21 protein-coding genes and 1 tRNA gene are annotated in these 26,886 nt (G+C 59.6%); 12 read left to right on the forward strand and 10 right to left on the reverse strand.

From position 1 onward, the window contains the following. Positions 1-12 precede the first annotated feature (12 nt). The 3 genes from QO005_RS13675 (at position 13) to QO005_RS13685 (ending at position 5,223) form a co-directional block, all read left to right on the forward strand. Positions 13-1,593 (forward strand): PfaD family polyunsaturated fatty acid/polyketide biosynthesis protein, encoded by a 1,581-nt coding sequence (locus tag QO005_RS13675; RefSeq protein ID WP_307158607.1) that lies wholly within the window; start codon positions 13-15, stop codon positions 1,591-1,593. Beyond that, complete coding sequence (locus QO005_RS13680; RefSeq protein ID WP_307158608.1) at positions 1,590-3,266, forward strand: acyl-CoA dehydrogenase family protein; 1,677 nt, start codon at positions 1,590-1,592, stop codon at positions 3,264-3,266. The genes QO005_RS13675 and QO005_RS13680 overlap by 4 nt, the downstream gene beginning before the upstream one ends. Positions 3,267-3,372: 106 nt before the next feature. Further along, positions 3,373-5,223, forward strand: a complete 1,851-nt coding sequence (locus QO005_RS13685; RefSeq protein WP_307158609.1) for an acyl-CoA dehydrogenase family protein — start codon at positions 3,373-3,375, stop codon at positions 5,221-5,223. A gap of 110 nt (positions 5,224-5,333) precedes the next feature. Here the strand turns inward: QO005_RS13685 and QO005_RS13690 are convergent. Together QO005_RS13690 and QO005_RS13695 are read right to left on the reverse strand one after the other, a co-directional pair. After that, positions 5,334-5,423 (reverse strand) — tRNA-Ser (locus QO005_RS13690). Positions 5,424-5,521: 98 nt separating this feature from the next. Next, entirely contained in the window at positions 5,522-6,253 is a 732-nt protein-coding gene (locus QO005_RS13695) for a YoaK family protein (RefSeq protein ID WP_307158610.1), read from the reverse strand. 671 nt (positions 6,254-6,924) lie between these two features. On the opposite strand from QO005_RS13695, the gene secD reads away from it, so the two are divergent. The 3 genes from secD (at position 6,925) to QO005_RS13710 (ending at position 11,815) form a co-directional block, all read left to right on the forward strand. Continuing rightward, complete coding sequence (gene secD / locus QO005_RS13700; protein ID WP_307158611.1) at positions 6,925-9,447, forward strand: protein translocase subunit SecD; 2,523 nt, start codon at positions 6,925-6,927, stop codon at positions 9,445-9,447. A gap of 308 nt (positions 9,448-9,755) precedes the next feature. Further along, positions 9,756-10,442: a response regulator gene (locus QO005_RS13705; RefSeq protein ID WP_307158612.1), complete on the forward strand. Its 687-nt coding sequence runs from the start codon at positions 9,756-9,758 to the stop codon at positions 10,440-10,442. 122 nt (positions 10,443-10,564) lie between these two features. Next, positions 10,565-11,815 (forward strand): HAMP domain-containing sensor histidine kinase, encoded by a 1,251-nt coding sequence (locus tag QO005_RS13710; protein WP_307158613.1) that lies wholly within the window; start codon positions 10,565-10,567, stop codon positions 11,813-11,815. A 17-nt stretch (positions 11,816-11,832) separates the two neighbouring features. Here QO005_RS13710 and QO005_RS13715 read toward each other — a convergent pair whose 3' ends face one another. From QO005_RS13715 to cyoA, 5 genes are read right to left on the reverse strand one after another with little or no spacing between them, the layout of a single operon-like run. Continuing rightward, positions 11,833-12,576, reverse strand: a complete 744-nt coding sequence (locus QO005_RS13715) for an SURF1 family protein (RefSeq protein ID WP_307158614.1) — start codon at positions 12,574-12,576, stop codon at positions 11,833-11,835. 50 nt (positions 12,577-12,626) lie between these two features. Then, positions 12,627-13,013 carry a cytochrome o ubiquinol oxidase subunit IV gene (gene cyoD, locus QO005_RS13720; protein ID WP_307158615.1) on the reverse strand — a complete coding sequence of 129 codons (387 nt, stop codon included), beginning with the start codon at positions 13,011-13,013 and terminating at the stop codon, positions 12,627-12,629. Beyond that, positions 13,010-13,627: a cytochrome o ubiquinol oxidase subunit III gene (gene cyoC, locus QO005_RS13725; RefSeq protein ID WP_307158616.1), complete on the reverse strand. Its 618-nt coding sequence runs from the start codon at positions 13,625-13,627 to the stop codon at positions 13,010-13,012. The genes cyoD and cyoC overlap by 4 nt, the downstream gene beginning before the upstream one ends. 4 nt (positions 13,628-13,631) lie before the next feature. Then, on the reverse strand, positions 13,632-15,638 hold the full coding sequence (gene cyoB / locus QO005_RS13730) for a cytochrome o ubiquinol oxidase subunit I (RefSeq protein WP_307158617.1): 2,007 nt from the start codon (positions 15,636-15,638) through the stop codon (positions 13,632-13,634). Between the two features lie 35 nt (positions 15,639-15,673). After that, positions 15,674-16,837, reverse strand: a complete 1,164-nt coding sequence (gene cyoA, locus QO005_RS13735) for a ubiquinol oxidase subunit II (protein ID WP_307158618.1) — start codon at positions 16,835-16,837, stop codon at positions 15,674-15,676. 320 nt (positions 16,838-17,157) lie between these two features. Between cyoA and QO005_RS13740 the strand changes: the two genes are divergently transcribed. From QO005_RS13740 to QO005_RS13750, 3 genes are read left to right on the forward strand one after another with little or no spacing between them, the layout of a single operon-like run. After that, a complete protein-coding gene (locus tag QO005_RS13740; RefSeq protein ID WP_307158619.1) occupies positions 17,158-17,697 on the forward strand; it encodes a sigma-70 family RNA polymerase sigma factor in 540 nt (179 codons plus the stop codon). Beyond that, entirely contained in the window at positions 17,681-18,457 is a 777-nt protein-coding gene (locus QO005_RS13745; RefSeq protein ID WP_307158620.1) for an anti-sigma factor family protein, read from the forward strand. Before QO005_RS13740 ends, QO005_RS13745 begins: the two co-directional genes overlap by 17 nt. A gap of 41 nt (positions 18,458-18,498) precedes the next feature. Beyond that, positions 18,499-19,215, forward strand: a complete 717-nt coding sequence (locus tag QO005_RS13750) for a Bax inhibitor-1/YccA family protein (protein WP_307158621.1) — start codon at positions 18,499-18,501, stop codon at positions 19,213-19,215. Positions 19,216-19,282: 67 nt separating this feature from the next. Here QO005_RS13750 and QO005_RS13755 read toward each other — a convergent pair whose 3' ends face one another. Together QO005_RS13755 and QO005_RS13760 are read right to left on the reverse strand one after the other, a co-directional pair. After that, positions 19,283-19,681, reverse strand: a complete 399-nt coding sequence (locus QO005_RS13755; protein WP_307158622.1) for a BA14K family protein — start codon at positions 19,679-19,681, stop codon at positions 19,283-19,285. A gap of 92 nt (positions 19,682-19,773) precedes the next feature. Next, the gene (locus tag QO005_RS13760; protein ID WP_307158623.1) at positions 19,774-20,238 is read right to left on the reverse strand and encodes a pseudoazurin; all 465 of its coding nucleotides are present in this window, start codon (positions 20,236-20,238) and stop codon (positions 19,774-19,776) included. A 337-nt stretch (positions 20,239-20,575) separates the two neighbouring features. Between QO005_RS13760 and eglC the strand changes: the two genes are divergently transcribed. Continuing rightward, positions 20,576-22,003: an endo-1,3-1,4-beta-glycanase EglC gene (gene eglC, locus QO005_RS13765; RefSeq protein WP_307158624.1), complete on the forward strand. Its 1,428-nt coding sequence runs from the start codon at positions 20,576-20,578 to the stop codon at positions 22,001-22,003. Between the two features lie 100 nt (positions 22,004-22,103). Here eglC and QO005_RS13770 read toward each other — a convergent pair whose 3' ends face one another. Continuing rightward, positions 22,104-23,438, reverse strand: a complete 1,335-nt coding sequence (locus QO005_RS13770; RefSeq protein ID WP_307158625.1) for a dicarboxylate/amino acid:cation symporter — start codon at positions 23,436-23,438, stop codon at positions 22,104-22,106. Between the two features lie 264 nt (positions 23,439-23,702). Between QO005_RS13770 and QO005_RS13775 the strand changes: the two genes are divergently transcribed. Both QO005_RS13775 and QO005_RS13780 read left to right on the forward strand, forming a co-directional pair. Continuing rightward, positions 23,703-25,535: a sensor histidine kinase gene (locus QO005_RS13775; protein ID WP_307158626.1), complete on the forward strand. Its 1,833-nt coding sequence runs from the start codon at positions 23,703-23,705 to the stop codon at positions 25,533-25,535. Next, a complete protein-coding gene (locus tag QO005_RS13780; protein WP_307158627.1) occupies positions 25,532-26,884 on the forward strand; it encodes a sigma-54-dependent transcriptional regulator in 1,353 nt (450 codons plus the stop codon). The genes QO005_RS13775 and QO005_RS13780 overlap by 4 nt, the downstream gene beginning before the upstream one ends. The last annotated feature ends 2 nt before the right edge of the window (positions 26,885-26,886 follow it).

Below are 26,886 nucleotides of genomic sequence, written 5' to 3' on the forward strand. Positions count from 1 at the left end.
TAGGACGAAACCATGACGATCAACGCTAAATTCGAAGAAAAGGCGGCGACGCCGGAGATCTTCTGGGACCCCGCATCGATTGCTGCGCAATTGCAGAAGCTGGAAGAGCCGGGCACTATCGTCACCGATGGTCAGCGCTTTGGGGTCACTCCGCGTCTGGCTCCGAGTTTTCCGCAGCTTCAGGTGGTTTGCCACTATCCGGCACTGCCGCCGGAAGCGCTGGGCGATCCGGAATTCGCCGCTCTTTATGGCGTGCGCTATCCCTATATGTCTGGGGCCATGGCCAATGGTATTGCTTCGCCGGATCTGGTGATTGCGCTGGCGGGGCAGGGCTATCTGGCAAGCTATGGTGCAGGCGGTGTGCGGCTGGAACATGTGGACAAGGCGCTGCAAAAAATCACCTCGGCGCTCGGGGATAAGCCCTTCTCTGTCAACCTCATCCATAGCCCCAGCGAACAGGCGATGGAAAACGGGCTGATCGATATCCTGCTGCGCTATAATGTGCGGATCATCGAGGCCTCGGCCTTCATGGGGCTCACGCCCGCGCTGGTCCGTTACCGGGCAAGCGGTCTTTCCCGCCGACCCGATGGCACGATCGAGATTGGCCACAAGGTGATTGCCAAGGTGTCGCGTTCGGAAGTCGCGGCGGTGTTCATGGAACCTGCGCCGGAGACCATTCTGAAGAAGCTGGTCGATCAGGGCGTGATCACTGCAGAACAGGCAGAACTTGCCCGGCAGGTGCCGGTGGCGGACGATATTACGGCGGAAGCCGACTCCGGCGGTCATACCGACCGTCGCCCGCTGGTGGTGCTTCTGCCGGTTCTGCTGCGTCAGGCAGAGCGCGTGGCGTTGAAAAACGGCTACGCCAAGCCGATCCGCATCGGCGCGGGCGGCGGCATGGGCTCTCCCAAGGCGGTGGCTGCCGCCTTTGCCGCCGGTGCCGCCTATGTGGTGACGGGCACGGTCAACCAGGCCTGCCAGGAATCCGGCTCTTCGCCGGTGGTGCGTGACATGCTGGCGCGGTGCGGCTTTGCCGATACGACCATGGCGCCCGCCGCCGACATGTTCGAGCTCGGCGTTGAATTGCAGGTGCTGAAGCGCGGTACGCTTTTCGCCAGCCGTGGCAAGATGCTCTACGACCTCTATCGCCGCTATGACAGCCTGGACGCGCTGCCGCCCGAGGTGGTGCAGGAGTTGGAGCAGAAGCTCTTCAAGCAGAGCCTGGCCGATGTCTGGAAAATGACTGCGGACTATTTCATGGGCCGCGATCCCAAGCAGGTGACCGAGGCCGAGGCTGACCCGAAGCGGAAGATGGCGCTGGTGTTCCGCGCCTATCTTGGCAAAGGCTCTCACTGGGCCAATGCCGGTGAAGAGGGACGCCAGCTCGACTATCAGATCTGGAGTGGCCCGGCGATTGGCGATTTCAACGACTGGACGGCAGGCAGCTATCTGGAAAAGCCGGAAAACCGCCGCGTGGTGGACGTTGCCACCCATCTCATGCGTGGCGCCGCCTTCGAGACGCGCCTCAACTGGCTGAAACTGGTTGGCGCGCGCCTGCCCAATTCTGTTTCCTACACGATTGCGCCGCTATGACAGATATGACCATCCTACCCTATCTTGAGCACCTGAGCGCCGTGCTTGGCGATCCGCTTGAGGCGGATCAGCCCTTTTCCTATGCCAAGGCCGTGGCCGCCGATCTCCAGGAAGATCCGCTGGATGAGCAGGCGGCGCTGCTGATTGCCTCCGGCTTTCCCGCCCAGCTTATCCCTGCCCATTGGCAGACGGGCGGGCAGTTGCGCAACCTCTCCACCATTCTCGATATCGCCCGGCGGCTGGCCGGGCGAAATCCCTCGCTCATGCCGCGGCTGATGTATTCCATCGGCGCCATCGTGGTGCTGGATCTGGCCGGTACGGAAGCGCAGCGCGCCCTGCTGTCGGAATGGTTCCTGGCGGGCCGCAGTATTTCGCTGGCCGTCAATGAGCCGGATATTCGCAGCGATGTAATGAACAACCGTACCGTCGCGGAACGCAAGGGTGACTGGTACATCATCAATGGCCGCAAGTGGCTGGCCGGTCAGGCCAGCCGCGCCCGCGGGCTGATGGTGTTGGCACGCACCGGAGCGGCAGGCCCTGCCGGTTCCTCGCTCTTCCTCATCGACCGGCAGCCGCAATGGGAATCCACCCTGCCGGGCCCCCGCGCCAGCCTGACCGGCATGCGCGGTATCGATGTCGCCGATGTCGATATCGATGTGGCCTGCGTCAATGCCTCGGCGCGGGTTGGACAGGAAGGTGAGGGGATCGAGCTGGTCTTCCGGGCAGAATCGATCATCAAGCTGCTTTCAATCGGAGCAATGATCGGGCCATGCGAAAGCGCCTTGAAGCTCGCCTATGATGAAATTGCCAGCCAGCCGCATGGCGTGCATCCGCATCAAAAGCTTCTTCTATCGCAGGCGCTCACCGATTTTCAGGTCATGGAAACCGTGGCCCGGGCAGCCGCCCGCTTTGCCTCTTTCCGTCCCCAACATTTTCCCATTGCCGCTGCGGTGGCAAAGCAGATCGCCCAGGAGTTCAGCGGGCGCATTCTCTCCGCACTGCTCGCAGCCCTTGGGGCGCGGTCGGTGCTTGCCTCCAATCCGGCGGTGGCGATGATCCAGAAATTCAAGCGCGACGTGGAAGTGGCGCATTTCATGGACATCAATCCGCAGGTCAATCTCGGCATGCTGGCCAATCAGTTGCCCATGCTGGCCAAACGTCGCGCCGGGCTTTCGGGGGAGACTGCCGATGCGCTTTATGCCAAGCTCATCGCAGAACTCTCCAGCGCAACGCCTTGTCCCGACATGGAAATGCGCAAAGTGCCAATGCTGAACCGGGGCGGCGAGCCGCTGACCGACCTTCTGCCCGGCCTGGGCGACAGGATCGCGGCGGAGCCGGGTCTTGCCGATGACGACCGGCAGGCGGTTCGGGCTGCGCTGGGCAAGGCGGTAACCGCCTTTACAGCGCTGGAAGAGGGGCTGGCCGCCCTTGCCGCCTTGAAACAGGGCGAGCGACCGGAAGCGGTCAATGCCGGGGCGCAGTTCTCGCGGCTGTTTTCCGTCAGTTGCGTCGTGCTGTCCTGGCTTGCGGCTTCGGAGAAGGAGCGGAAAGGCATGCGCCTACCCGCCTTGCTCAACCGCCTGATGGAAGCAGACCCGTATGCCTTTTCCGGCCCCTATCCCTATCTCGATGACGGCTGGGAGCGTCTGCGAATGCTGAGTTCGGCCCATTGAGGCAGGAGAGACAGCCAGCGAAGGCCGGTGCTTCAGGATATTTCCTCTGCGGCTTCACTTGAAGCCACGATGCATTGTCAAATTTTAATCGATCAGGATTTCAAAAATGCTTTTTCCAGAAGTCAAAAAGAAGGGTTCGGACGAGGTTCTTCAGACGCTGCGGCAATTGGAACGGGCCATGGGCGATCCTTGGGACGACAAGGCCCCCGCTTCCTTCGCGCGGATCATGGCCGATGACGAAGCCGAGCGCTTTCCGGTCACGGCCTATGATGCGCTGGTGGGGGAAAAGGTCAGCCGCTGGCTGGTGCCGGAAGGCTGCGGCGGCATGATGTTTTCCTATGCGGAATCCCTGCAGATGTACCGCGCCATCGCGCGCCGAGACATGACGCTGGCAACGGTGGCCATTCTTCCCTTCATCGGTTATCTTTCGATCGTCACCTGCGGCACGGAAGAACAGATCCGGCGTTACGGCAAGTTCGTCGCCGCTGGTGGCTCGATCTCCTGGGGCTTGAGCGAAGGCCAGCACGGCAGCGACGTGTTGACCAACGAAACCCGCGCCGATCTGCAAGGCGATGTCTACAAGGTCAACGGCGAAAAATGGCCCATCGGTTTTGCCGACCGCGCCGGCGCGATGATCGTTCATGCCCGCACGGCCGAGGGAAGCTCGCCCGTCACGCATAGCATGCTGATCGTCGATCGCACCCACCTGGACCGCAGCCAGTATCGCGTTCTGCCGAATGAGCGGCTTTACGGCGTGCGCGGCCTGCCGCTGGGCGGGGTGCGGTATGAAGATGCTCCGGTTCCGGCAAGTCAGTTGCTGGGCCGCGAGGGGGCAGGCCTTGAGGTTACCCTGAAGAGCCAGCAATCGCTGCGTCTCGGCGTTGCTGCTCTATGCCTCGGCGGTCTCGATACCGGCTTGCGCCTGACTTACGGCTTTGCGGTCAACAGGCCGCTTTACGGCGGGCAGAAGGTCAGCCAGATTCCGGTCAGCGCAAGGCAACTGGCAGATGCCTATGCGGATCTGATGATTTCGGAAATTCTCGTGGCCTCTTCCACCCGTCTGGTCCATGTGCTGCCGAAGCAGATGTTCCTCTATTCCTGCATTTCCAAATATCTGGTGCCGAACCGTCTCGATGCGGCTTTGAGAAGTCTTTCGCAGGTGCTGGGCGCCCGTTTTTACATGCGTGACCGCTTCGGACATGGCGTGTTCCAGAAAATCCTGCGTGACATCGGCATGACCAGCTTTGTCGATGGCAACAGCTATGTGAACATGCGCATCGTCGGGACCCAGATGGGCCTGGCACTCGGCAAGGCGCTGAAGGCCTATGAGGCGCCCGAAGACGCAAAGCGGCGCGAATTGCTGGATGAAATTTATGATGTTCAACGCCCGGTCGGCCCGCCGCGCTGGCACCAGCTCGGGCTTTCGGCATCCGGCGAAGATCTGGCGCTGTTTGACCTCGTCCACGCTCTGGAGCGGTTGAAGCCCTCAATTTCCGCGCAGGAATACGCCCTGGGCCGCAAGATAGTTTCCGAAGTCGAGCGGCTGGAGGAGGATCTCAAGGCCGATCAGGCCCGGCTGGGTCGCGATTTTGCCAATAGCGCCAATTTCTACGCGCTGACAGACCGCTATTGCAGCCTCAACGCCGCTGCCGCCTGCGTGCAGTTTGCCTTGGCCAATCTCGATCACCTGCCGGAATCGCTGCCGCTCTCTTCCGGCTGGCTCGGCTATGTCCTCAAGCGCATCCTGCACTGGAACGCCCCGGTCGATTACATTCCCGAGCAGGAAGAAACGACCCGCCTTCTGTCCGTTGTGGATGAGCTGTACCGGCAGAACAAGGCCTTCTCCGTCTTCCCCGTGGAATATGAAGGCACGGTGGAAACCATGGAACAGGCCGGCGTCTTCATGACCTCAAAGGCCAGCATCTATGACCTGAATGCAGAACGCCCGCTTCCGTAAGTGAGCTTCACCCAGCTCTCAGCAGCCTCGCCATCGCATGGCGGGGTTGTTTTGCGTCTAAAAGCTTTACGTCAATTCGTAAATCTATCCACCTGAATTTATGAGGAAAATGGCGGAAGAGGTGGGATTCGAACCCACGGTACGGTTTCCCGCACGCCGGTTTTCAAGACCGGTTCCTTAAACCACTCGGACACTCTTCCTCAGGGCCTATGCTTCGTCCCTCGAATATCTGGCGTTATAGTGGAGAACGGGAAGAGGTCAACAGGGACATGCACTGCTTGTGCAAACTTCCGGATGCTCATGATTTGTCATGGTGGCCATAGTCTTCCAGAAGCGGAAAAAGAGCCAGGATACCGAGTGGAAAAGCCAGCAGCAGCGCGGCCGAGGTGCCGAGATGCTGGAAGACGAAAGCGCCGCTTACCCCGCCGATAAAAAACAGCAGGATCATTTCGCACAGCAATTTGAGCTTGGGCTTGTCCGCCGTCACCGGGGCCTTGCCGTCGCGGGCGTGCCCATTCCAGTAAAACAGCTTGCCGAGTTCGATCCCTGTATCGGTGACCAGCCCTGTGACATGCGTGGTGCGGATGCGGGCGCCGGACAATTTTGTGATCATGGCATTTTGCAGCCCCATGATGAAGCAGAGCAGGGCAATGATCATCAGCAATCTTGCCGGGGTATAGCCACTGACCGCGAACAGCATCATCAGCCCGCATTCCAGGGCCAGCGGCAAGGCATAGACGGAACGCAATGCGCGCCGTCTGGCCCAATTGATCAGAATGGCGGAGATGGCGGCACCCGCCATGAAACTGCCAAGAGCAAGAGCGCCCGTCAGAAAGAGATCGTACCGTCCAAGAACCAGCGTGTCCGCCATGCCCGAGACGATACCGGACATGTGGGACGTATATTGCCCCACAGCCATGAAGCCACCGGCATTGGCCGCGCCGGCAATGAAGGTCAGGTAGAAGGCAAGATGCCTGTCGCTGTTTTCCGTCCGGTCGCGATGGGCAAGGCTTGTAAGATAGGCTTTCATGAGCGCGCACGCTCTCTTTCAACGTTTCAATGTGATGAGTTGCCGGAAACATGCGTCTTGTCAGGTCCGCCGTTTCTGCTCCATCAGTCGACACTATTGCGCGCCTATGTTAACCAAGCTTTATGATCGATCGAAAGAGTGCGAATCCTGAAGGTGAGGACGTGGCAGCGGCGCAAAGCGCTGTGCGTGTCCTCATGCTTTGGCTTTTGCTGGTCTTCATTGCCATTTTGTGTTTTCACACCGGGCTTTGGGGCGGTCGCTCGACCTTTTCGGGGCGGGATCTGGAGCTTTCGGCTCGGCTTGCACGGGCGAGTGCCCAGCTGGGGCCGCGAGAGGACATGCGCGCACCGGAACTGGAGCCGGTGCGTGACAAACACGCTCCCGGCCCCGGAGATCTGACGCTCCCCTCTATTCCGAGGAACTGGCTCCCTCGGGGGGATATGGGGCTGGTTACTGGCGGAAATCCGTCTCAGCCGGTCCTGCGCCTTGCGTTCAATCCGTCTGCTTTGCCGCGCGCACCGCCCTTTGTGGTGGCGATCGCCTGACCTTTCCATTCGTCATGGCCGCGAATGCGGCATGATGGTGTTTGGCGCTCTGCTGCGCGTTCATGGGATGCGCTTCAGCGCCTGTGCCTCGGCTTGGTCCGGGGATGCTTCTTCTGGATATTGCGAATGAAAACTTCTCGCTGGCTTATCGCGGTCTATTCCGTGGTTATTCTTTTCGGCGTTCTAACGGCGCTTCCCAATGTGCTGCCGCAGACCGTTCTGGATAAAATTCCCTCCTGGCTTCCCCATCAGAGGGTATCGCTTGGCCTTGACCTTCGTGGCGGGTCGCATCTCGTGCTGGAAGTCGATGCTGCCGATCTCATCAAGGAACGCTTGCAAAATCTCACCCAGGATGCCCGTCAAAGTCTGACCCAGGCCGGGATCGTGTCCACGAGCATCCGGCGCGTGGATCGCGGGATTGTCGTCACGTTGCGTGATGCTGCGCAGCGCAGCGCTGCTTTGACAGAGTTGCAGAAACTGTCCGTTTCCGTTGGCGTTGCGGGTTCGGCTGATCTTGCCTTCGGCGGCAATGGCGGCGAAATCACGCTGACCCTGACCGATGCCGGGCTGGCCGACCGTGTGACGGCGGCTGTGGATCAGAGCCTTGAAATCATCCGTCAGCGCGTGGATCAGGTCGGCGTTGCCGAACCGACGATCCAGCGTGTCGGCTCAGACCGTATTCTGGTGCAGTTGCCCGGTGTGCAGGATCCGAAGCGCCTGCGCGATCTGCTGGGGTCTACAGCCAAGATGAGCTTTCACATGCTGGCCCAACCCGGACCGGACGGCCGGATGCCGGCAGGTGTCGTCACGCTGGCCGATGACGAAGGCCGGCAATATCCGGTGGTGGAGCGCCCCGAACTTTCCGGCGACCACCTGACGGATGCCCGCGTCAGCTTTAACCCCAATACCAACGAGCCTGTGGTCAGCTTCCGCTTCGACACCCTGGGTGCGCAGCGGTTTGCGGCCATTACCCAGGCCAATGTTGGCAAGCCTTTTGCGATCGTTCTCGACGACAAGGTATTGAGCGCGCCGGTCATCAACGAGCCGATTACGGGTGGCGCGGGCCAGATTTCCGGAAACTTCTCCGTGCAATCGGCCAATGACCTTGCCGCGCTACTGCGCGCCGGTGCATTGCCTGCAAAGTTGACGGTTGTGGAAGAGCGGACCGTTGGCGCCGATCTTGGCGCGGACGCCATTGCTGTCGGCGTGACGACGGGCGTTATCGGCTTCGGGCTGGTCGTTGCCTTCATGGTGTTTCTCTACGGTGCCTGGGGCCTGCTGGCCAATCTGGCACTGGCACTGAATGTGGTGCTCACCTTTGCCGGTTTGACCCTCTTGGGTGCGACGCTGACGCTTCCTGGTATTGCAGGTATCGTGCTGGGCATCGGCCTTGCGGTGGACGCCAACGTTCTGATCAACGAGCGTATCCGGGAAGAAACGGCGAAGGGTCGCGGCGCGATGGCAGCACTCGATGCGGGCTTCAGCCGCGCCTATTCCACCATTGTCGACAGTAACGTTACGGCGCTGATCGCAACCGCTTTGCTGTTCTGGTTCGGTACTGGCCCCGTGCGTGGCTTTGCGGTGACCATGGGTCTGGGCATTGCCATTTCCATGTTTACGGCTGTGTCGATCGTCCGCGTCATCATGATCGGCATCGTTCGGCGCCGGAAGTTCAAGACGCTCACCATCAAGCCGCTACTGCCGCTGAAGCTGGTGCCGTCGGGAACCAAGATCGCCTTCATGAAGGGGCGTTTCATCGGTATCGGCATTTCGGCTGTTCTGTCCATCGCGTCCGTCGTTTTGTTCTTCAAGCCGGGCTTGAATTACGGCGTGGACTTCCGCGGCGGCATTCAGTTGGAAGTGGCGACACAGCAGCCGGCTGACCTTGCGGCCTTCCGGTCCGGTCTGGAGACGTTGGGCCTCGGGGATGTCGCCTTGCAACAGTTTGGTGACGAGCGTCGTTTCCTGGTGCGTGTCGAGCGGCAGCCGGGCGGCGAGGAGGCGCAGAGCGTGGCCGTACAGGCCTTGCGCACCAAGCTGGCAGCGATCGATCCGGCGGCCTCCATTCAGCGGACGGAAGTCGTGGGGCCGAAGGTGAGCGGCGAATTGGCCACCGCAGGTTTCCTCTCCGTGCTGCTCGCCAGCATCGCTATGATGATCTACATCTGGGCGCGTTTTGAATGGCCGTTTGCCGTTGGTGCGATTGCGACGCTGGTGCTCGATGTGACAAAGGCGGTCGGATTTTTTGCGCTGACAGGGTTGGATTTCAACCTCACAGCCATTGCCGCTCTGTTGACGCTGGTGGGCTATTCCGTGAACGACAAGGTGGTTGTGTATGACCGCATGCGCGAGAATATGAGGCTCTACAAGGCGATGCCGCTGCGGGATATCATTGATCTATCCATCAATGAAACCCTGGCTCGCAGTCTTTACACCTCAGCCACCGCATTTCTCGCCCTGCTGCCCATGGCGATCTGGGGCGGCAGCGCGGTGGAGAGTTTTGCCGTGCCCATGGTCTTCGGCATTCTCGTCGCGGCAATTTCCTCCGTCTTTATCGCCGCGCCGATCCTGCTGTTCCTCGGCGACTGGCGTCGTCGTCATGCCTCCGGAAAAACCGTTACGCCGACGACGGCGGCATCAGGAGGTTGATCACGGACATGGAGAGCGCCGGCCTGTTGGAACAGACCGGCGTTCCGATGTAACAGCAAATGCCTTTTCGCTCCTGTCGTTGCAGGAGGGAACAAACGGGCGTAGCGCATCGTGGATCGTTGCGCCTGCTTTTGTTGGATGAGGTCAGTGCTTGTAGAAATACTGTAGAAGTTAATCATAAGCAAAATCGTCGAACCTGCTGAAATCCTCAGGTTTTTAATCTGGCCGTGCTTTCCCGTTTGTCTTCCGGCCGCTTTTGTTGCACAACAAGCCGGGGCGCTCATGAGTGGGGGAAGACGGATTGGCACATGACGCGTGTTTTATTGGTGGACGATGATCGGGAGCTTTCCGGGCTACTGACGGAATATCTTCTGGAAGAGGGATTTGAGGTTCAGACGACGGATGACGGGCGTCATGCGCTGGATGTGGTCGCGCAGAAGCTGGTCGATATCATCGTTCTCGACATTATGATGCCGCGTCTCGACGGCATGGAAGTCTTGCAGGCGCTTCGCAAAGTGTGTGACGTGCCCGTGATCATGTTGACGGCGCGCGGCGATGAGGCAGACCGGATCGCCGGACTGGATCTCGGGGCCGATGACTACATGCCAAAGCCGTGCTCTCCGGGCGAATTGGTGGCGCGGCTCCGGGCCATCCTGCGCCGTAGTGGGCTGGGACAGGCAAAAAATCATCGGGAAGTGCTGCAAAGCGGCAGCCTGATGCTTTATCCCTCCGCGCGAAATGCTTTTCTGGACGGGACGCCGCTCGCACTCACCGGCACGGAGTATAGCCTTCTTGAGGTGCTTGTGCGCCAGGCCGGGAAGGTGGTCTCCAAGCAGGAAATTTCAACGATTGTGTTCGGCAAGGCGCTCACCCCGTTCGACCGCCGCATCGATGTGCATCTGAGCAGTGTGCGGCAGAAGCTTGGGGTGCGCCCGGACGGTCATAGCTGGATTCAGTCGGTCCGGGGTCAGGGATATATCCTGGTTCAGGATTGAGGGGATGCCACCGGGTGATGGTGCGACCAGAATGGGTGTCGCGACCGCGATGAAACGCTTTTTACCGAAGATAAGCTTGGGTTGATCAAGGCTCTTCAATCTTCGGCTTCGGGAGGAGCCGCGTGATCAGACTGTTCTGGAAGTTTTTCATCACCATCTGGCTTACGGTGACGCTGACGGCCTTTGTGCTCATCAGCTTTGCGCATCAGAGCGACGGAGGCCTGCCGCCGGATGAAAGGATGGTGCTGGACATGCAGCACTATTTGCATGGCCTTGTGCAGCCTGTGTTGACGGAAGAGGGGCCGCAGGCCGTGGAAACGCTGCTGGAGCGCGCGGGGGCAGAAGCAGGATCTGTGCCTTTCCGAATGATTTTGAGCCCGATAGCCGATTGTTCGTCACAATCCCACATTCTCAGGGGCGAGAATGGCCTTTGCTATCAGGTCAAACTGTTTCACATGCCCCGCGAGTTTGATTGGAAAATCGGCTTGCCCTGGGTGACGGCGGCTCTTGCCGGGTTGGCATCCGCCCTGATGCTAACCTCCTATCTCTTCAGGCCGGTCGCGCAATTAAGACGGGGTTTGCGGGCGCTTGCGGAGGGCCGCTTCGATGTCCGTATTCATGACGGCGTGGCGGGGCGGCGTGATGAAATCGCCAAATTGACCCGGGATTTCGATCTGAGCGCCGCGCGGCTTCAGGAACTGCATGAGGGGCGGCAGCGGCTGTTTCACGATATTTCGCACGAATTGCGCTCCCCGTTGTCCCGCCTTCAGGCCGTCACGGGAATTTTGCGGCAAAATCCCGTCCGTCTTCCGGATATTCTCGACCGGATTGACCGGGAGGTGGAGCGGCTGGATGGACTTGTCGGAGAAATCTTGACTTTGGCGCGGTTGACAGCCTCTGACGAGACTTACCGTGCACGTCAGGCTCTCGATGTGATCGATCTCGTGGAGAGCATTGTCGAGGATGCGACATTCGAAGGGCAGTCACGCCGGATCTCCGTGGTTTTCGAACGGCGCTTTGCGTTTATTTCTACCGTGGACGGAGAGCTGATCTATCGGGCTATTGAGAATGTCGTACGCAACGCCCTGCGCCATGCCCCGGAGGGCACGGCGGTGGTCATCGAAACACGATTGATCGACAAGACCTTGCACATGACTGTCTGCGATGAAGGGCCGGGTGTCGCCGAGGCAGAGCTCGGCAAAATTTTTCGGCCTTTTCACCACGGTGACAACGGCGTCAAAGCCGGTTTCGGGCTGGGGCTGGCGATTACGCGGCAAGCCTTTCTGCAGCATGGCGGTGAAGTGACGGCGTCCAACCGGAAACCCACCGGGCTTTGCATCGGCTTTATCCTGCCTCGCCACGAGGTGGCATAGTGGCTCTGAAAAGCCGGTCAGCTCTGTCGGATGCCGCGGCCTTTCCAGAGAAAAACCAGAAAGCCGATACTCATGATCGCCATGGCAAACCAGGTCAGGGCATATTGCAGGTGGTGATTGGGAAACTGGACCTGGGTAAGGCCGCCAACGGGATAGCCGCCGGGGATGTCGCTGCGATCCGCATCGATAAAATAGGGGGCGACCCTGCCAGCGGCTAGACCGCGCTTTGCCGCAATCGCCTGAACGTCTCTGGAATACCAGCGATCGGCAGCAACATCGTTGGATCTGAGCAGTGTGCCCTTGGGTTCTGCGATGCGCAGCAAGCCGGTGACCTGAACTGTGCCCTCAATCTGCCCGGCTTTTCGGGTGGAGGGATCCTTGCGATCGAGGGGGACGAAGCCGCGATTGATGAGCGTTATCTGGCCGCCGCTTTCAAGTGGCGTCAAAACCCAATAGCCGGGGCCGAGCACAGTAGACGCATAGACCAGCGTTTCCTTTGAATGATCGAACTGACCGCTCAGTTGCACATGGCGGTATTCGTCATCACCCGCATTGATCCGGGGCCAATCCTGAACGCCGGGTGCTGGGACTGGTTCGGCATGAACCCGTGCATCGACGCGGGCGATCAGGTCTTCCTTCCAGCCAAGACGCTCCACTTGCCAGATGCCGAGGCTGACAAACACGGCGGTCGCCAGAATCAGAAAGGCGGAAAGCAGAAACCCGCGTCCTTTGGATGTGGAACCGATCTGCTTTTCCGCCATGGGATATCATCCGCAAAAAGAGGCGGCACCGATGTGCCGCCTGTTTGGTATCAGGGCATGTTGCGCATCATGTCCGGGCTCATCGGCATCATGTTGGTGTTCAAATGATGCATGACCCAGAGCGAACCGGCCAGCGCGATGACGACGATGATGATCGTGAAGATCAGCGCCATCATCGTCCAGCCACCCTCGGACTTCGTGTTCATATGCAGGAAGTAGATCATGTGCACGACGATCTGCACCGCACCGATGCCCATGACCAGAGCAGCCGTAAGCGCCTTGTTGTCAATGGCGCCGGACATGACCAGCCAGAAAGGAATTGCCGTCAGGATGACCGACAGGACAAAGCCGATCATGTAACTCTTCATCGAGCCATGGCTGGCTTCATGGCCGCCATGGTGATGATCATGCGCGTGGGCGTGTGAATTCTGGCTCATCCGAGGACTCCCAGCAGGTAAACATAAGAGAAGACGCCGATCCAGATCACGTCCAGGAAGTGCCAGAACATTGAAAGGCACATCAGGCGGCGGCGATTGGCTTCGATCAGGCCATGCTTGGCAACCTGGGTCATCAGCGTCACCAGCCAGATGATGCCGAAGGTGACGTGCAGACCGTGCGTACCGACCAGCGTGAAGAAGGAGGACAGGAAGGCGCTGCGCTGCGGGCCTGCGCCCTCGTGGATCAAGTGAATGAACTCATAGAGTTCCAGCGCGATAAAGACCGCGCCGAATGCACCCGTCACGGCGAGCCAGCCGAGCGTGCCTGCCTTGTTGTTCTTTTCCATCGCCAGCATGGCAAAGCCATAGGTGATGGACGAGAACAGCAGCATGGCGGTGTTGATGGCCACCAGCGGCAGATCGAACAGATCAGCCGGCGAGGGGCCGGCCGCATAGTTGCGGCCGAGCACGGCATAGGTCGCGAAGAGCATCGCGAAGATGAGGCAGTCGCTCATCAGGTAGAGCCAGAACCCGAGATTGGTGCTGCTCTCCGGATGATGTTCCTCGGTGAGGTAGAATTCAGGCTTTGTGGCCTTGTAACTTCTCGGATCCATCAGATCACCCCTTCTTGGCCAGAAGTGCGGTCCGCGTGGCTTCGGTATTCACCACCTCTTCGGCGGAGATGTAGAAGTCGCGGTTATAGTTGAAGGTGTGTCCGATCGAGACTGCGACGATCGCGACGAAGGACACGATGGCAAGCCACCACATGTACCAGACCAGACCGAAGGCCAACGCTACGCTCAGCGCGGAGAGAATGACACCCGTGCCGGTATTCTTCGGCATGTGGATGGGCTTGAAGCCCAGAAGCGGACGGCTGTAGCCGCGCTTCTTCATGTCGTCCCACGCATCGTGGTCATGCACCACGGGCGTGAAGGCGAAGTTGTAGGCGGGCGGCGGAGAGGCGGTGGACCATTCCAGGGTCCGGCCGTTCCACGGGTCGCCGGTCAGATCACGCAGCTGCTCGCGCCGCATGACGGAGACGGCGAGCTGGATGATGAAGGAGCCGATACCGCAGGCAATCAGCACCGCGCCGAACGCAGCGATGACGAACCAGATCTGGAGCGACGGATCGTCGAACTGGCTCATGCGGCGGGTGACGCCCATCAGGCCCAGCACATAGAGCGGCATGAAGGCGAAGTAGAAGCCGACCAGCCAGAACCAGAAGGACATCTTGCCCCAGAACGGATCGAGCTTGAAGCCGAAGGCCTTCGGGAACCAGTAGGTCACTCCGGCCATCAGACCGAAGACCACGCCGCCGATGATCACGTTATGGAAGTGCGCGATCAGGAACAACGAGTTGTGCAGCACGAAGTCCGCCGGCGGAACTGCCAGAAGCACGCCCGTCATGCCACCGATCACGAAGGTGACCATGAAGCCGATGGTCCAGAGCATAGGAACTTCGAAGCGGATGCGGCCACGATACATCGTGAACAGCCAGTTGAAGATCTTCGCACCTGTCGGCACCGAAATTATCATCGTGGTGATGCCGAAGAACGAGTTGACACTCGCACCCGAACCCATGGTGAAGAAGTGGTGCAGCCAGACCAGATAGGACAGGACGGTGATACAGACCGTGGCATAGACCATCGAGTTGTAACCGAACAGCCGCTTGCCGGTGAAGGTGGAAACCACTTCGGAGAAGATACCGAAGGCCGGCAGGATCAGGATGTACACTTCCGGGTGGCCCCAGATCCAGATCAGGTTCACGTACATCATCGGGTTGCCGCCGAGATCGTTCGTGAAGAAGTTGGTGCCGACATAGCGGTCAAGCGACAAGAGCGCCAGCGTTGCCGTCAGGATCGGGAAGGTGGCGACGATCAGTACGTTGGTGCAGAGCGAGGTCCAGGTAAAGACCGGCATCTTCATCAGCGTCATGCCCGGAGCGCGCATCTTGACGATGGTGGCAATCAGGTTGATGCCTGAGAGCGTTGTGCCGACACCGGCGACCTGCAGGCCCCAGATATAGTAATCCACGCCAACGCCCGGGCTGTAGTCCACGCCGGACAGCGGCGGGTAGGCCAGCCAGCCGGTGCGGGCAAACTCGCCGACGAACAGCGAAATCATGATGATGATGGCGCCAGCGGTGGTCATCCAGAACGAGAAATTGTTCAGGAAGGGAAAGGATACGTCGCGTGCGCCGATCTGCAGCGGCACGACGAGGTTCATCAGACCCGTCACGAAGGGCATGGCCATGAAGAAGATCATGATCACGCCATGGGCGGTGAAGACCTGGTCGTAGTGATGCGGCGGCAGGTAGCCTTCATTGCCGTTGAAGGCAATGGCCTGCTGGCCACGCATCATCAGCGCGTCGGCAAAGCCGCGCAGCAGCATGACGAGCGCGAGCACGACATACATGACGCCGATCTTCTTGTGGTCGACGCTGGTGAACCATTCCTTCCAGAGATAACCCCAGAGGCGGAAATAGGTCACGGCGCCCAAAAGCGCGCCACCACCGATCATCACGGCCAGCAAGGTGACCATGATGATGGGCTCGTGAAGGAACGGGAATGACTCGAGCGTCAGACGACCGAAGATGAATTTTGTAATGTCAGGGTTGCTAAACATGGTGTACCCCGTTTTCTCCTGGCTTTAAGACCGGCTCAGTTCTGGGCCGGTGCCGTTTCGCCGTTACCGTTGTCGGGCATGTTCATTCCCGGCATGGAGTGATGCATGGTGTGGCCTTCATGGGCAGCCGGAGCTTCCTTAACCGATCCCGTGGTGCCGGTATCGGTTGCGGGGGTGGGCTCATGGCTTTCCAGGCCTGCGGTTTCGCCGTGGTTCGGGCTGACGCTCAGGTCCACACCGCGATTGTCGTATTGCAGCTTTTCGCGATTTTCTTCGCTTTCCTTGCCGCCGCCGCCCATCATGTCGATGTGCATCATGTCCTGCATGCACATCTTGTTGGGGTCGGCGCAGAGGTTGACGATGTTGTTGAACAGCGCCTTATCCGCAGAAGCGAAGTAGCGAACCGGTTCCTTTTCGCTCGGCTTTTCGAGCTTCAGGTAGGCGTCGCGGCTAAGCGGGCTGCCCTGTGCCTTGACGCGGGCCACCCAGTCATCGAAGCCCTGCTGGTTCAAGCCATGAAACTTGAAGCGCATGTGCGAGAAGCCGGCGCCGGAATAGTTGGCGGAGAAGCCGTCATAGACGCCTTCCTTGTTGATGACGCCGTGAAGCTTGGTCTGCATGCCGGGCATGGCGTAGATCTGGCCTGCGAGCGCCGGAATGTAGAAGGAGTTCATGACCGACTGCGCGGTGATCTTGAAATTGATCGGAACATCCACCGGCGCGGCCAGTTCGTTCACCGTGGCAATGCCCTGATCGGGATAGATGAACAGCCACTTCCAGTCCATGGCCACGACTTCCACCGTCAGCGGCTTCACATCAGCAGGCAGGGAGCGTTCGGCATCGATGCGTTCCAGCGGACGATAAGGGTCCAGCTTATGGGTGGCGATCCACGTCACGGTTGCCAGCACCAGGATGATGGCGATGGGGGCAGACCAAACCAGAAGCTCGATCTTGGTGGAATGGTGCCAATCCGGCAGATAGGTCGCGGACGTGTTGGAGGCCCGGTAGCGCCAGGCGAAGAACAGGGTGAGGAAGATCACCGGCACGATGATGATCAGCATCAGCACCGTGGCGAAAATGATCAGATCACGCTGCTGCGCCGCAATATCGCCGGAGGGCGCCATGACGACCATGTTGCAGCTCGAAAGCAGCAGAAGCGGTGCCAGCATGATGGCGGGCAGGAAAGGGATTTTTTTCATCTCATTGACTCACATCAAGCACGCTAACGCGAATTAGACCTTTTTCTTCCCAAGGAAATGCGCGTTTTGTCGCAGGTGTGACGCGGTGTCTAGGAAAAATATCCTTAACAATTTCCGCATTTTCTAACAAAAAACCCCCTGAAATTCAGAGAAGTCTATGGATTGGCTCACGGATTCCGGATTGAGCGCATTTCGCATCTGCACAAATTTTGAGGTTCAGACCGGCTCCGGATGATGAAAATCAAATTGTCGCACCTGCTTCCCACAAAAAAATGTGAAGGGATGGAATAGGTGCGCCCTGCGCGGCGTATATGCAGGTGATGGACAAGAAAACTCGGAAATTTGACGTGATCGGTCAGTTGGGCGCGCTTCGGCGCTACGCCCTGTCGCTGGTGCGCGATCGTGAGGATGCCGAGGATCTGGTCAACGAAGCCCTGGTGCGGGCACTCGAGAAGGAAGGCAGTTTCAGGCGCGACGGCAATCTGCGCAGTTGGCTTTTTTCCATCTTGCACAATGCCCACATCGACCGGCTGCGGCGCAAAAAGCGCCTGGCCCGGCACGAGGAAGGCGGGCTGGAGACGGCTGACGCTCCCCTTGGTCCCGGGCAGGAGCATGCGGTGCGGCTGGCGCAGATCCGCCGGGCTTTCCAGCATCTGCCGGAAGAGCAACGTCAGGTGCTGCATCTCGTCGCCATCGAGGATCTTTCCTACGAGGAGGCGGCGCAAATCCTTGGAGTTCCCGTGGGAACGCTCATGTCGCGGCTGTCGCGGGCAAGGGCGCGGCTGCGGGATATGGAAGATGGAAAGGTCAGCGTTCCGACGTTGAGGCTGGTTGGAGGCAGTGATGAACAAGCAGAGTGATCCGGTTCAGGACTTTGATCTCCACGCCTATGTCGATGATCAACTGCCGGTGGCGCGTCGGATCGAGGTGGAGGCCTATCTCTCCGGGCATCCTGACCTGGCTGCAAGGGTCATGGGCGACTTGCGGGTCCGTGATGAGTTGCGTCTGGCACTGGCCGGGCAGACCGTGCCGCCCAGGGCCGAGACTCGCGAGACGGCGCGCAGGCTGGAAGCCGTTCTCGGGCAGGAGCAACGGCTGGCCTTTCTGCGCCGTGCCGCCGCGGTGGTGATCTTCGTGGGCGGCGGATGGCTGGCGCACTCGGCCTTCAGCGTCTTCACGCCGTCCGAAGTGGTGGCCTCCGTGCCGCCGCCTGCCTTTGTGGATGAGGCGGTTAAGGCACATGAGACGGCGATGCTGCGGGAAAGTGTGAGCGGACCGACGCAGAAGGCGGCTTTCGGGCCCGCCGAGATCCGTTCGGCAACGGGCATCATGCTGCCGGAGCTTCCCGCCCGTTGGACAGTGCTGGATAGCCAGATCTTTCCTTCGGCCTATGGGCCGAGTGTGGAAATGGTGGTGAAGCCGCTGAGCGGCGGTGAGATGTCGCTTTATGCCGTGCGGCCCGGCAGCTTCAGCGTGCAGCCCGTAACCCTCCGCCTGTCCGATAAAGCCAATGCGGCCTATTGGCAGATCGGCGAGGTGGGTTACGCCCTGGTTGCAGGGCATCAGCGTCCCGATGAACTTGCCGCGACAGCGCGGCAGTTGGCACGGACGCTTTATTGAAACAGGAATTCAAAGAGTTCATCAAGAGAGGAGACATTATCATGGACCCCTTCAACCGTCAGTATCCGCTCGGTGCCTCGGCCCGTGCCGATGCCGGTCTCGATCAGGGATTGCGGCAGCACATGCTGCGCGTCTACAACTATATGGGTGCAGGCCTGATCATTACAGGACTGGTGGCTTTCATCGTCGGCTCGACGCCTGCGCTTTACGTGCCGATCTTCCAGTCGCCTCTGAAGTGGGTGGTGATGCTGGCGCCGCTGGCCTTCATCTTCTTCTTCTCGTTCAAGATCCAGACCATGTCGGCCAGCGCCGCACAAATGGCATTCTGGGCCTTCTGCGCCGTCATGGGACTTTCCATGGCGTCGGTCTTCCTGGTGTTTACTGGCACGAGCATCGCGCGGACCTTCTTTATCGCCGCCACCATGTTCGGCGCGATGAGCCTCTATGGCTATACCACCAAGCGTGACCTGTCTCAGTTCGGCTCCTTCCTCATGATGGGCCTGATTGGCGTGGTCATCGCGTCGCTGGTCAACATCTTCCTTGGCTCCAGCGCACTGCAGTTCGCGATTTCCGTGATCGGTATTGTGGTCTTCGTCGGTCTGACGGCCTGGGACACCCAGAACATCAAGGAGCAGTATGCCGAGAATTACGATCAGGAATCGCAGCAGAAGCTTGCAGTGTTCGGGGCGCTGTCGCTCTACCTGAACTTCGTCAATATCTTCCAGCTCCTGCTGAATTTCACGGGTGAGCGCGAATAAAGCACGATCTCATCGGCGTTTGTAAAAGAGAAAAGCCCCGATTTCGGGGCTTTTCGCATGTATGCCATCAGGGAGAACCGCATTTTTGTCTTGGCCCAATGAGGGGCTGATAGGTGTTGTCGAAGGCGCGGTAGGAACGATATCGCTCCGCACAGCGCTCCTGTCGGGAGGGGTTCCGGGTGGACCTTTCAGCATCCGGCGTGCGCGGAAGCGGGCGGGCACCGAAGGCCGAGAGTGGATACCAGAAGCCGTCGCTGTGGCGGCGATAACCGCTTCGAGGAGCCGTGGCGCCACGATATCCCTTCCACAGTCCGGGCGGGTTGTCGCGATACTGAACCCGTTCGACGTCAGCGGCTTTGGGAAGCGGCAGATGCTCGAAGGTGATGGCCTGAGCAGGGGCAATGACGGAAGCCGTCATCAGGCCACTGAGGACGAAACCGGCGAATGCGCGGGAAAAGGTCGGCATGGTTCTTCCTTTCCGGGATGTTCTGCGGCCAACGTGCCCCTGACGACTTTGTTCCCGCTAACGCGATACTGACGGTTTCGCCAGACAGCCGACTACTTTAAGGAATCCAGTTCTGCGGCAATCTTGTCCTTTGCCTTCTTCGGCAGGGTGTTGTTCTTGATCGCATCCGCATTCGGGGCAGGAGCGTCGCCCACGACCACAACGGCAACCATCCCCATGCCGACATGCGGCGCGCATTTGATGGCGTAGGCGCCCGGGGTGGTGAATGTCACCTTCACGCTTTCATTGATCTTGCCCTTGAAGGTCTGTCCGCCCGCCGGCACAAGACCGTCAATGGTTTCGGCGCTATGGGCCTTGTCGGTCGGAATAAAGGTGACGGTGTCGCCGGGTGCGACCTTCAGCGCAGCGGGTTCAAACACCATCGCCGTTCCATCCGCACCTTTGTTCAACATATGGATTTCGTAATCAGCCGCCATGGCGGGAAGAGAAAAACCGGCAAGGGTCAGCGTCGCCAGGGTAAGGCTTGCAATAGCCAGGGGTTGTGCGAAAACGCGCATATTGGTCTCCATGATGTTACACGCCGGTCGTGCATTTCCATGCTGCGGCGTTGTCAGCCTTGTTGCTCCTTTCCGTGCGGACCGGTCCTGGCTGCCTGCCTCGGTCTCGTCACGGATGGGTTGCTATGCGTCTCTTTAGGGGGCGGGAGAGCTGCCGACTTTGATCCTTCGCAAATCCCCTCGAAAAAGCGGGGCGTTTTTCCGAAAAACCGGTGTTCTCGTATTTGAATATGCGCAGCTGATAAATATTCCAAAAGTGGTAAGGTTTGATTGGCCTTGGGGGCCGGTTGCAGGTAGAGTGTTCTGGGGCTGGGTAACGCATTGAACGAGGACGGGCATGGCCAGCAAATCTCTTCTGAACGCCTTGGGCGAGGCGCTCTACTACAGCGGCGACCCCACGCATTGGTATTCGGCGACCGGCGTCACCGGCACGCTCTCCGGATCCACCGGCAATGATGCGATGTATGGAGACAGTGCCTCCAATGTCACCATGGCTGGCGGCACGGGTGATGACGTCTATTATCTCTATTCGACGATCAATCACGCCACGGAAGCGGCCAATGGCGGGATAGACACCATCAACACCTGGATGAGCTATACGCTGCCGGACAATTTCGAAAACCTCGTCGTGACCGGCAACAATCGCTATGCCTTCGGCAACAGTCTCAACAACATCATCACCGGTGGTACCGGAACCCAGACCATTGACGGCGGTGCCGGCAATGACATCCTGATCGGCGGCGGCGGCGCGGATATTTTCGTGTTTTCCAGCGGCAATGGTAGCGACCGGATCACTGACTTTTCCAGCGACGATATGGTGCGGCTTCAAAATTACGGACTGACATCCTTTGACAGTGTCGTCAGTCATATGACGCAGCAGGGAAGTGACGTTTGGCTCGATCTCGGCAATAGCGAGGGCATCCTCTTCAGCAATCGCGAAATTGCCGATTTCAGCGCTGATCAGTTCCAGCTGACGCTGGACCGGACCCATCTGACCCAAACCTTTTCGGATGACTTCAACAGTCTTTCCCTTCATGGCACCGCCCAGGCAGGCACCTGGGATCCCGGTTTCAACTGGTTTGCCGCCAATGGCGGGACGCTGACGGACAATCAGGAACTCCAGTGGTACATCAACCCCTCTTATGCCGGAACGTCCTCGGTCAATCCTTTCTCCATCTCGGATGGGGTGCTGACCATCACGGCAGCGCACGCCTCGGAGGCGGTGCAAAGCCAGATCGGCGGCTATGACTACACGTCCGGCATGCTCACCACCTATTCCTCCTTCAGCCAGACCTATGGTTATTTTGAAATGCGGGCCGATGTGCCGGATGATCAAGGCGCGTGGCCAGCCTTCTGGCTGCTGCCAACAAGCGGCGCATGGCCGCCGGAACTGGATGTGATGGAAATGCGCGGCCAGGACCAGGGCAATGTCATCGTCACGGCCCACACCATGGAGACCGGAGAAAAGACGGCGATTGCCACCGGCATCAGCACGGATACTGAAGGCTATCATACCTATGGCGTGCTGTGGACGGCGGACAAGATTACCTGGTACATCGATGACGTTGCTGTGAAGCAGATCGATACGCCCAGCGATATGCATCAGCCGATGTATATGATTGTAAATCTTGCCGTGGGCGGCATGGCGGGAACGCCCAACAGCGATTTCGACGACGGCTCGCAATTGAAGGTGGACTATATCCGCGCCTATTCCCTGGATGAGCACGCCGCCGCCACGACGACAACCCACGACACATTGCTGTGAGTTTTGTCCCGGTGGGAATAGGAAGCTTTGGGCACGATGCAGGATGAAAAAAGGCTCCCCCGATGAGGGGAGCCTTTGCATTTTCAAACCTGTGATATGGTTATTCCGCAGGCTGGATTGCAGCTTCCGGAACGGTGACTTCCTCCGGCAATTCTCCGGCCATGGCGGCGCGGAACTTGGTCTGGTCCAGTTCATTTTCCCAGCGTGCCACGACGATGGTCGCAACCGCATTGCCGACGAAATTGGTCAGCGCGCGGCATTCCGACATGAAGCGGTCGATACCGAGAATGAGTGCCATGCCAGCAACCGGCACCGAGGGCACGACCGAAAGCGTGGCGGCCAGTGTGATAAAGCCGGCGCCCGTGATGCCTGCGGCACCCTTGGAGCTTAGCATCGCCACCAGCAGCAGCAGGATCTGATCCCCCAGCGACAGGTGAATATCGGTGGCCTGGGCGATGAAGAGCGCCGCCAGCGTCATGTAGATATTCGTGCCGTCAAGGTTGAAGGAGTAACCGGTTGGGATGACGAGGCCGACAACCGAGCGCTTGCAGCCGGCGCGTTCCATCTTCGCCATCAGGCCCGGCAGCGCCGCTTCGGAGGAGGAGGTGCCGAGAACCAGCAGCAATTCCTCCTTGATGTAGCGGATCAGGGCGAGAATGGAGAAGCCGTTATAGCGGGCAACAGCACCCAGAACCACCAGCACGAACAGCAGTGAGGTGACGTAGAAGGTGCCAATCAGGAAGGCCAGATTGGTAACCGAGCCGATGCCGTATTTGCCGATGGTGAAGGCCATGGCGCCGAAAGCGCCGATGGGGGCGGCCTTCATGAGAATGGCAACCAGCTTGAAGATCGGCGCCATCACGGCCTGCAGGAAATCGACGACCGGCTTGCCGGCATCGCCGACGATGGCGAGCGAAATGCCGAACAGGACGGAGAAGAACAGAACCTGAAGAATGTCACCCTGAGCAAAAGCGCCGACAATGGTGTCGGGGATGATGTTCATCAGAAAGCCGGTGATGGTGGAATCATGCGCCTTCTGGGCATAGGTGGCGACCGCCTTGCCGTCGAGCGTTGCTGGATCGATATGCATGCCAGCGCCCGGCTGCACGACATTCGATACGATCATGCCGACGATGAGGGCAAGGGTTGAAAAGACGAGGAAGTAGATCATCGCCTTGCCCGCCACGCGGCCGACCTTCTTGAGGTCGGTCATGCCGGCAATGCCGGTGGCGACGGTCAGGAAAATCACCGGCGCGATGATCATCTTCACCAGCTTGATGAAGGCATCGCCCAAGGGCTTCAGGGATTCGCCCGTCGACGGATAGTAATGACCGAGCAGAATGCCGGCGACGATGGCGACGAGCACCTGAAAGTAGAGGTGACGGTAAAAGGGAAGCTTGCCGCCGGTTGGGGCAGCGGGGGTGGAAATATGCATCGGATCCTCCGTAGACCCCCAACCGGCATCTGCCGGCCTCCCGGGGGAAATGGACTTTCAACATCCCTATGAATGTTTGTGGGAGTAAAGCAAGGGGTGTGCCAAAGTTCTGCCCTTTCTCAAGCAATTGAAATACCTCGGAAATTCCCGGGCTTTTCGCAGTTTTGACGCAATATGTGCGGAATTCCGCACATTTATCTTGTCTTGTGTGCTGAAAGCTGCTCAGTTGACATCATGGTCACGGGAGAAAGACAGGCGGATACCATGATCCGGCCAGAGGGAATGTGGAGCAGGGCGCAGGCCTGGGCGATCTACGGTGCCTGCCTCATAGTGTTCCTGGCGCTTGGTTTTTATGGCGCGGGTCTTTACGCGGATCGCCTTTCGCTGGTCGATCTTGAGGGGCAGGCCCGTGACGACGCCAATTTGAAGGTCGCTCTTTTGCGGGCCGTGCTCGAAAGGCCGCGGTCTCTGCCGCTGTTGCTCTCTGAAGACCAGCAGGTTCTGGATGCGTTGACCGAGCGCACCCCGCAGGCCGTGCAACGGCTGAATGAAAAGCTGGAACGGCTGGTAACGGGCACCAGTGCGTCCGTTCTTTACGTCACCGATGTCAGTGGGCGGGCAATTGCGTCCAGCAATTGGCGTGAACCGCTGAGCTTCGTGGGTGTGGACTATTCTTTCCGGGATTATTTTTCCAAGGCCATGGCCTTTGGCACCGCGGAGCATTTTGCCCTGGGCAGCATCAGTAAGCGTCCGGGGCTCTATATTTCGCGGCGGGTCGGCGCAGAGCAGGGTGCGCTGGGGGTCGTGGTCGTCAAGACCGAGTTCGATCAATTGGAGACGGACTGGCGGGAAGCCACACGCTCTGCCTTCGTCACCGATGCCAATGGCGTGGTGCTGATTTCCAGCATTCCCTCCTGGCGGTTCATGACCCTGTCCCGTCTGGCTCCGGAGCAACTGGCCTCCATTCGTGAAAGTCTGCAATTCGGCGATGCGCCGCTTCGGCCGCTGCCGATCAATCATGTCGAGCCGGCAGGGGATGAGGTGTTTCTCGTCCGGTCGGTTTTTCCCGGTGATATTCCCGCCCAGTACCTGCATCTCGCCGTCCCTGTTCCAAGTACCGTGTGGAGCCTGAATTATCTGGTGCCGACAGAGCCAACGCTTGGGTCCGCCGAGCGGGAAATGCGGCTGATCACGCTTGCGGTCCAGGTGCCGGTGGCGGCGTTTTTCGCGCTTCTGCTCTGGCGGCGGCAGGCCAGCCTTGCCCGGATGGCGAAGGCGCGGTCCGACCGGCTGGAGCTGGAACGGCGGGTGGAGGAGCGGACGCGCGATCTCTCCCAGGCGCGAGATCGGCTGGAGGCTGAAATGACCGGCCACAGGGCGACGGAAGCGCGGCTACAGGTGGTGCAGCAGGAACTGGTGCAGGCCAACCGTCTTGCCATTCTGGGTCAGGTGGCGGCGGGTGTCGCCCACGAGATCAATCAGCCGCTGGCGACTATTCGCGCCTATGCGGAAAACGCGCAGGTTTTTCTGCAGCGCCAGCAGACGGCGCCTGTCTCCGAGAATCTCGGGGCCATAGCGCGCCTCACTGAACGCATCGGCACCATTACCGATGAATTGAAGGCTTTTGCCCGCAAGGGCCGCACGGCGCCAGAACCCGTTCTGCTGCGGGAGGTTATCGAGGGGGCGGTGGTGCTGCTCAGAAGCCGTTTTGCCGGGCGGCTGGAGGCGCTGGTCATCCACCAGCCGCCTGCGGACCTTGCGGTAAGGGGGAACCGTATCCGGCTGGAACAGGTGCTCATCAACCTGTTTCAGAACGCTCTGGAGGCTCTTGAAAACCGTAGCGATGCGCGTGTCGAAGTGTCGGCGGCGGTCAGCGGATCCGAGGTGGTGATCAGCGTTCGGGACAATGGTCCCGGCATTGCCGAGGAGATCAGGCCGCATCTGTTTGCGCCGTTCAACACCTCGAAAGACAAGGGGCTTGGCCTCGGCCTCGTCATTTCCAAGGATATTATCGGGGATTATGGCGGCAGGCTGGAGGTCGAAAGCGATACCCTTGGAACCTGTTTTACCATTCATCTGCCGAAGGCTGAACCATGAGTGACATGCCCTCCGTCATCCTGATCGATAATGACCGCGACCTGCTGATGGCAACGCGTCAGACCTTGGATCTGGCCGGTTTTGACGTCTTATCCTTCGATCATCCGCTGGAAGCCTTGAAGGTCATTCATGCCGATTTCGGTGGGGTGGTGGTTTCGGATATTCGCATGCCGCACATGGATGGCCTGGAGCTTTTTGCCCGGGTTAGGACACTGGATCCCGAATTGCCGGTGATCCTGGTAACCGGCCATGGCGATATTGCCATGGCGGTCGAGGCGATCAAGTCCGGCGCCTATGACTTCATCACCAAGCCTTTTTCCACGGATCGGCTGGCGCAGACGGTGCACAGAGCCGCTGAAATGCGCCGCCTGATCATGGAAAATCGCAGACTGCGCCATGCCGCGGAGGCGGCACAGGAGGGGCTGCCGCTGATCGGCCAAACTCCCGCCATGGAGCGGCTGCGGCGAACGCTCCGCCAGATTGCCGATACCGATGTGGATGTGCTGGTGGTGGGCGAAACCGGCAGTGGCAAGGAGGTCGTCGCCAGCCTGCTGCATCAGTGGAGCCGCCGCGCCAAGGGCAATTTCGTGGCCCTCAATTGTGGCACCCTGCCGGAGAGCATGATTGAAAGCGAGCTGTTCGGCCATGAGCCGGGCGCCTTCACCGGAGCGCAGAAAAAGCGCGTGGGCCGGATCGAGCATGCGAGTGGCGGCACGCTGTTTCTCGATGAGATCGAGAGCATGCCGCTTTCCACCCAGGTGCAGATGTTGCGCGTGCTGGAAATGCGCGAGGTGACGCCGCTGGGGACCAATGAGGTGCGCCCGGTGGATCTGCGGGTTGTGGCGGCGGCCAAGATCGATCTTGGCAATCCGTCCGAGCGGGGTGATTTCCGTGAAGACCTCTATTATCGTCTGAACGTGGTGACGCTGACCATTCCGCCGCTGAGGGAGCGGAAGCCGGACGTGCCGCTGCTCTTCGCGCATTTTGCCGAGCGGGCGGCGCAGCGGTTCCGCCGCGATGTGCCGCCGCTGACCCGCGCGCTGGAGCGCTACATGTTTGAGCACGATTGGCCCGGCAATGTGCGGGAGCTTTCGCACTTTGCCGAACGGTGTGTTCTGGGTTTGGATATGCCGGAGGCGGCTCCCGTGCCGGGCTTATCTGAAACGGACGGCCCGTCGCTGCCGGAGCGGGTCGATCTTTATGAAGCAGGTCTTATTCGCGAAACGTTACGCAGTTTCGACGGTGACGTTCGCCGCACGCTTGAGGCGCTGAAAATTCCGCGCAAGACCTTTTACGACAAGCTGCAACGCCATGGAATCGTGAGAAAGGACTTCCTTGAGAATGGGTGAGG

Source organism: Allorhizobium paknamense (genome assembly GCF_030815125.1).
Lineage (GTDB): Bacteria > Pseudomonadota > Alphaproteobacteria > Rhizobiales > Rhizobiaceae > Allorhizobium > Allorhizobium paknamense.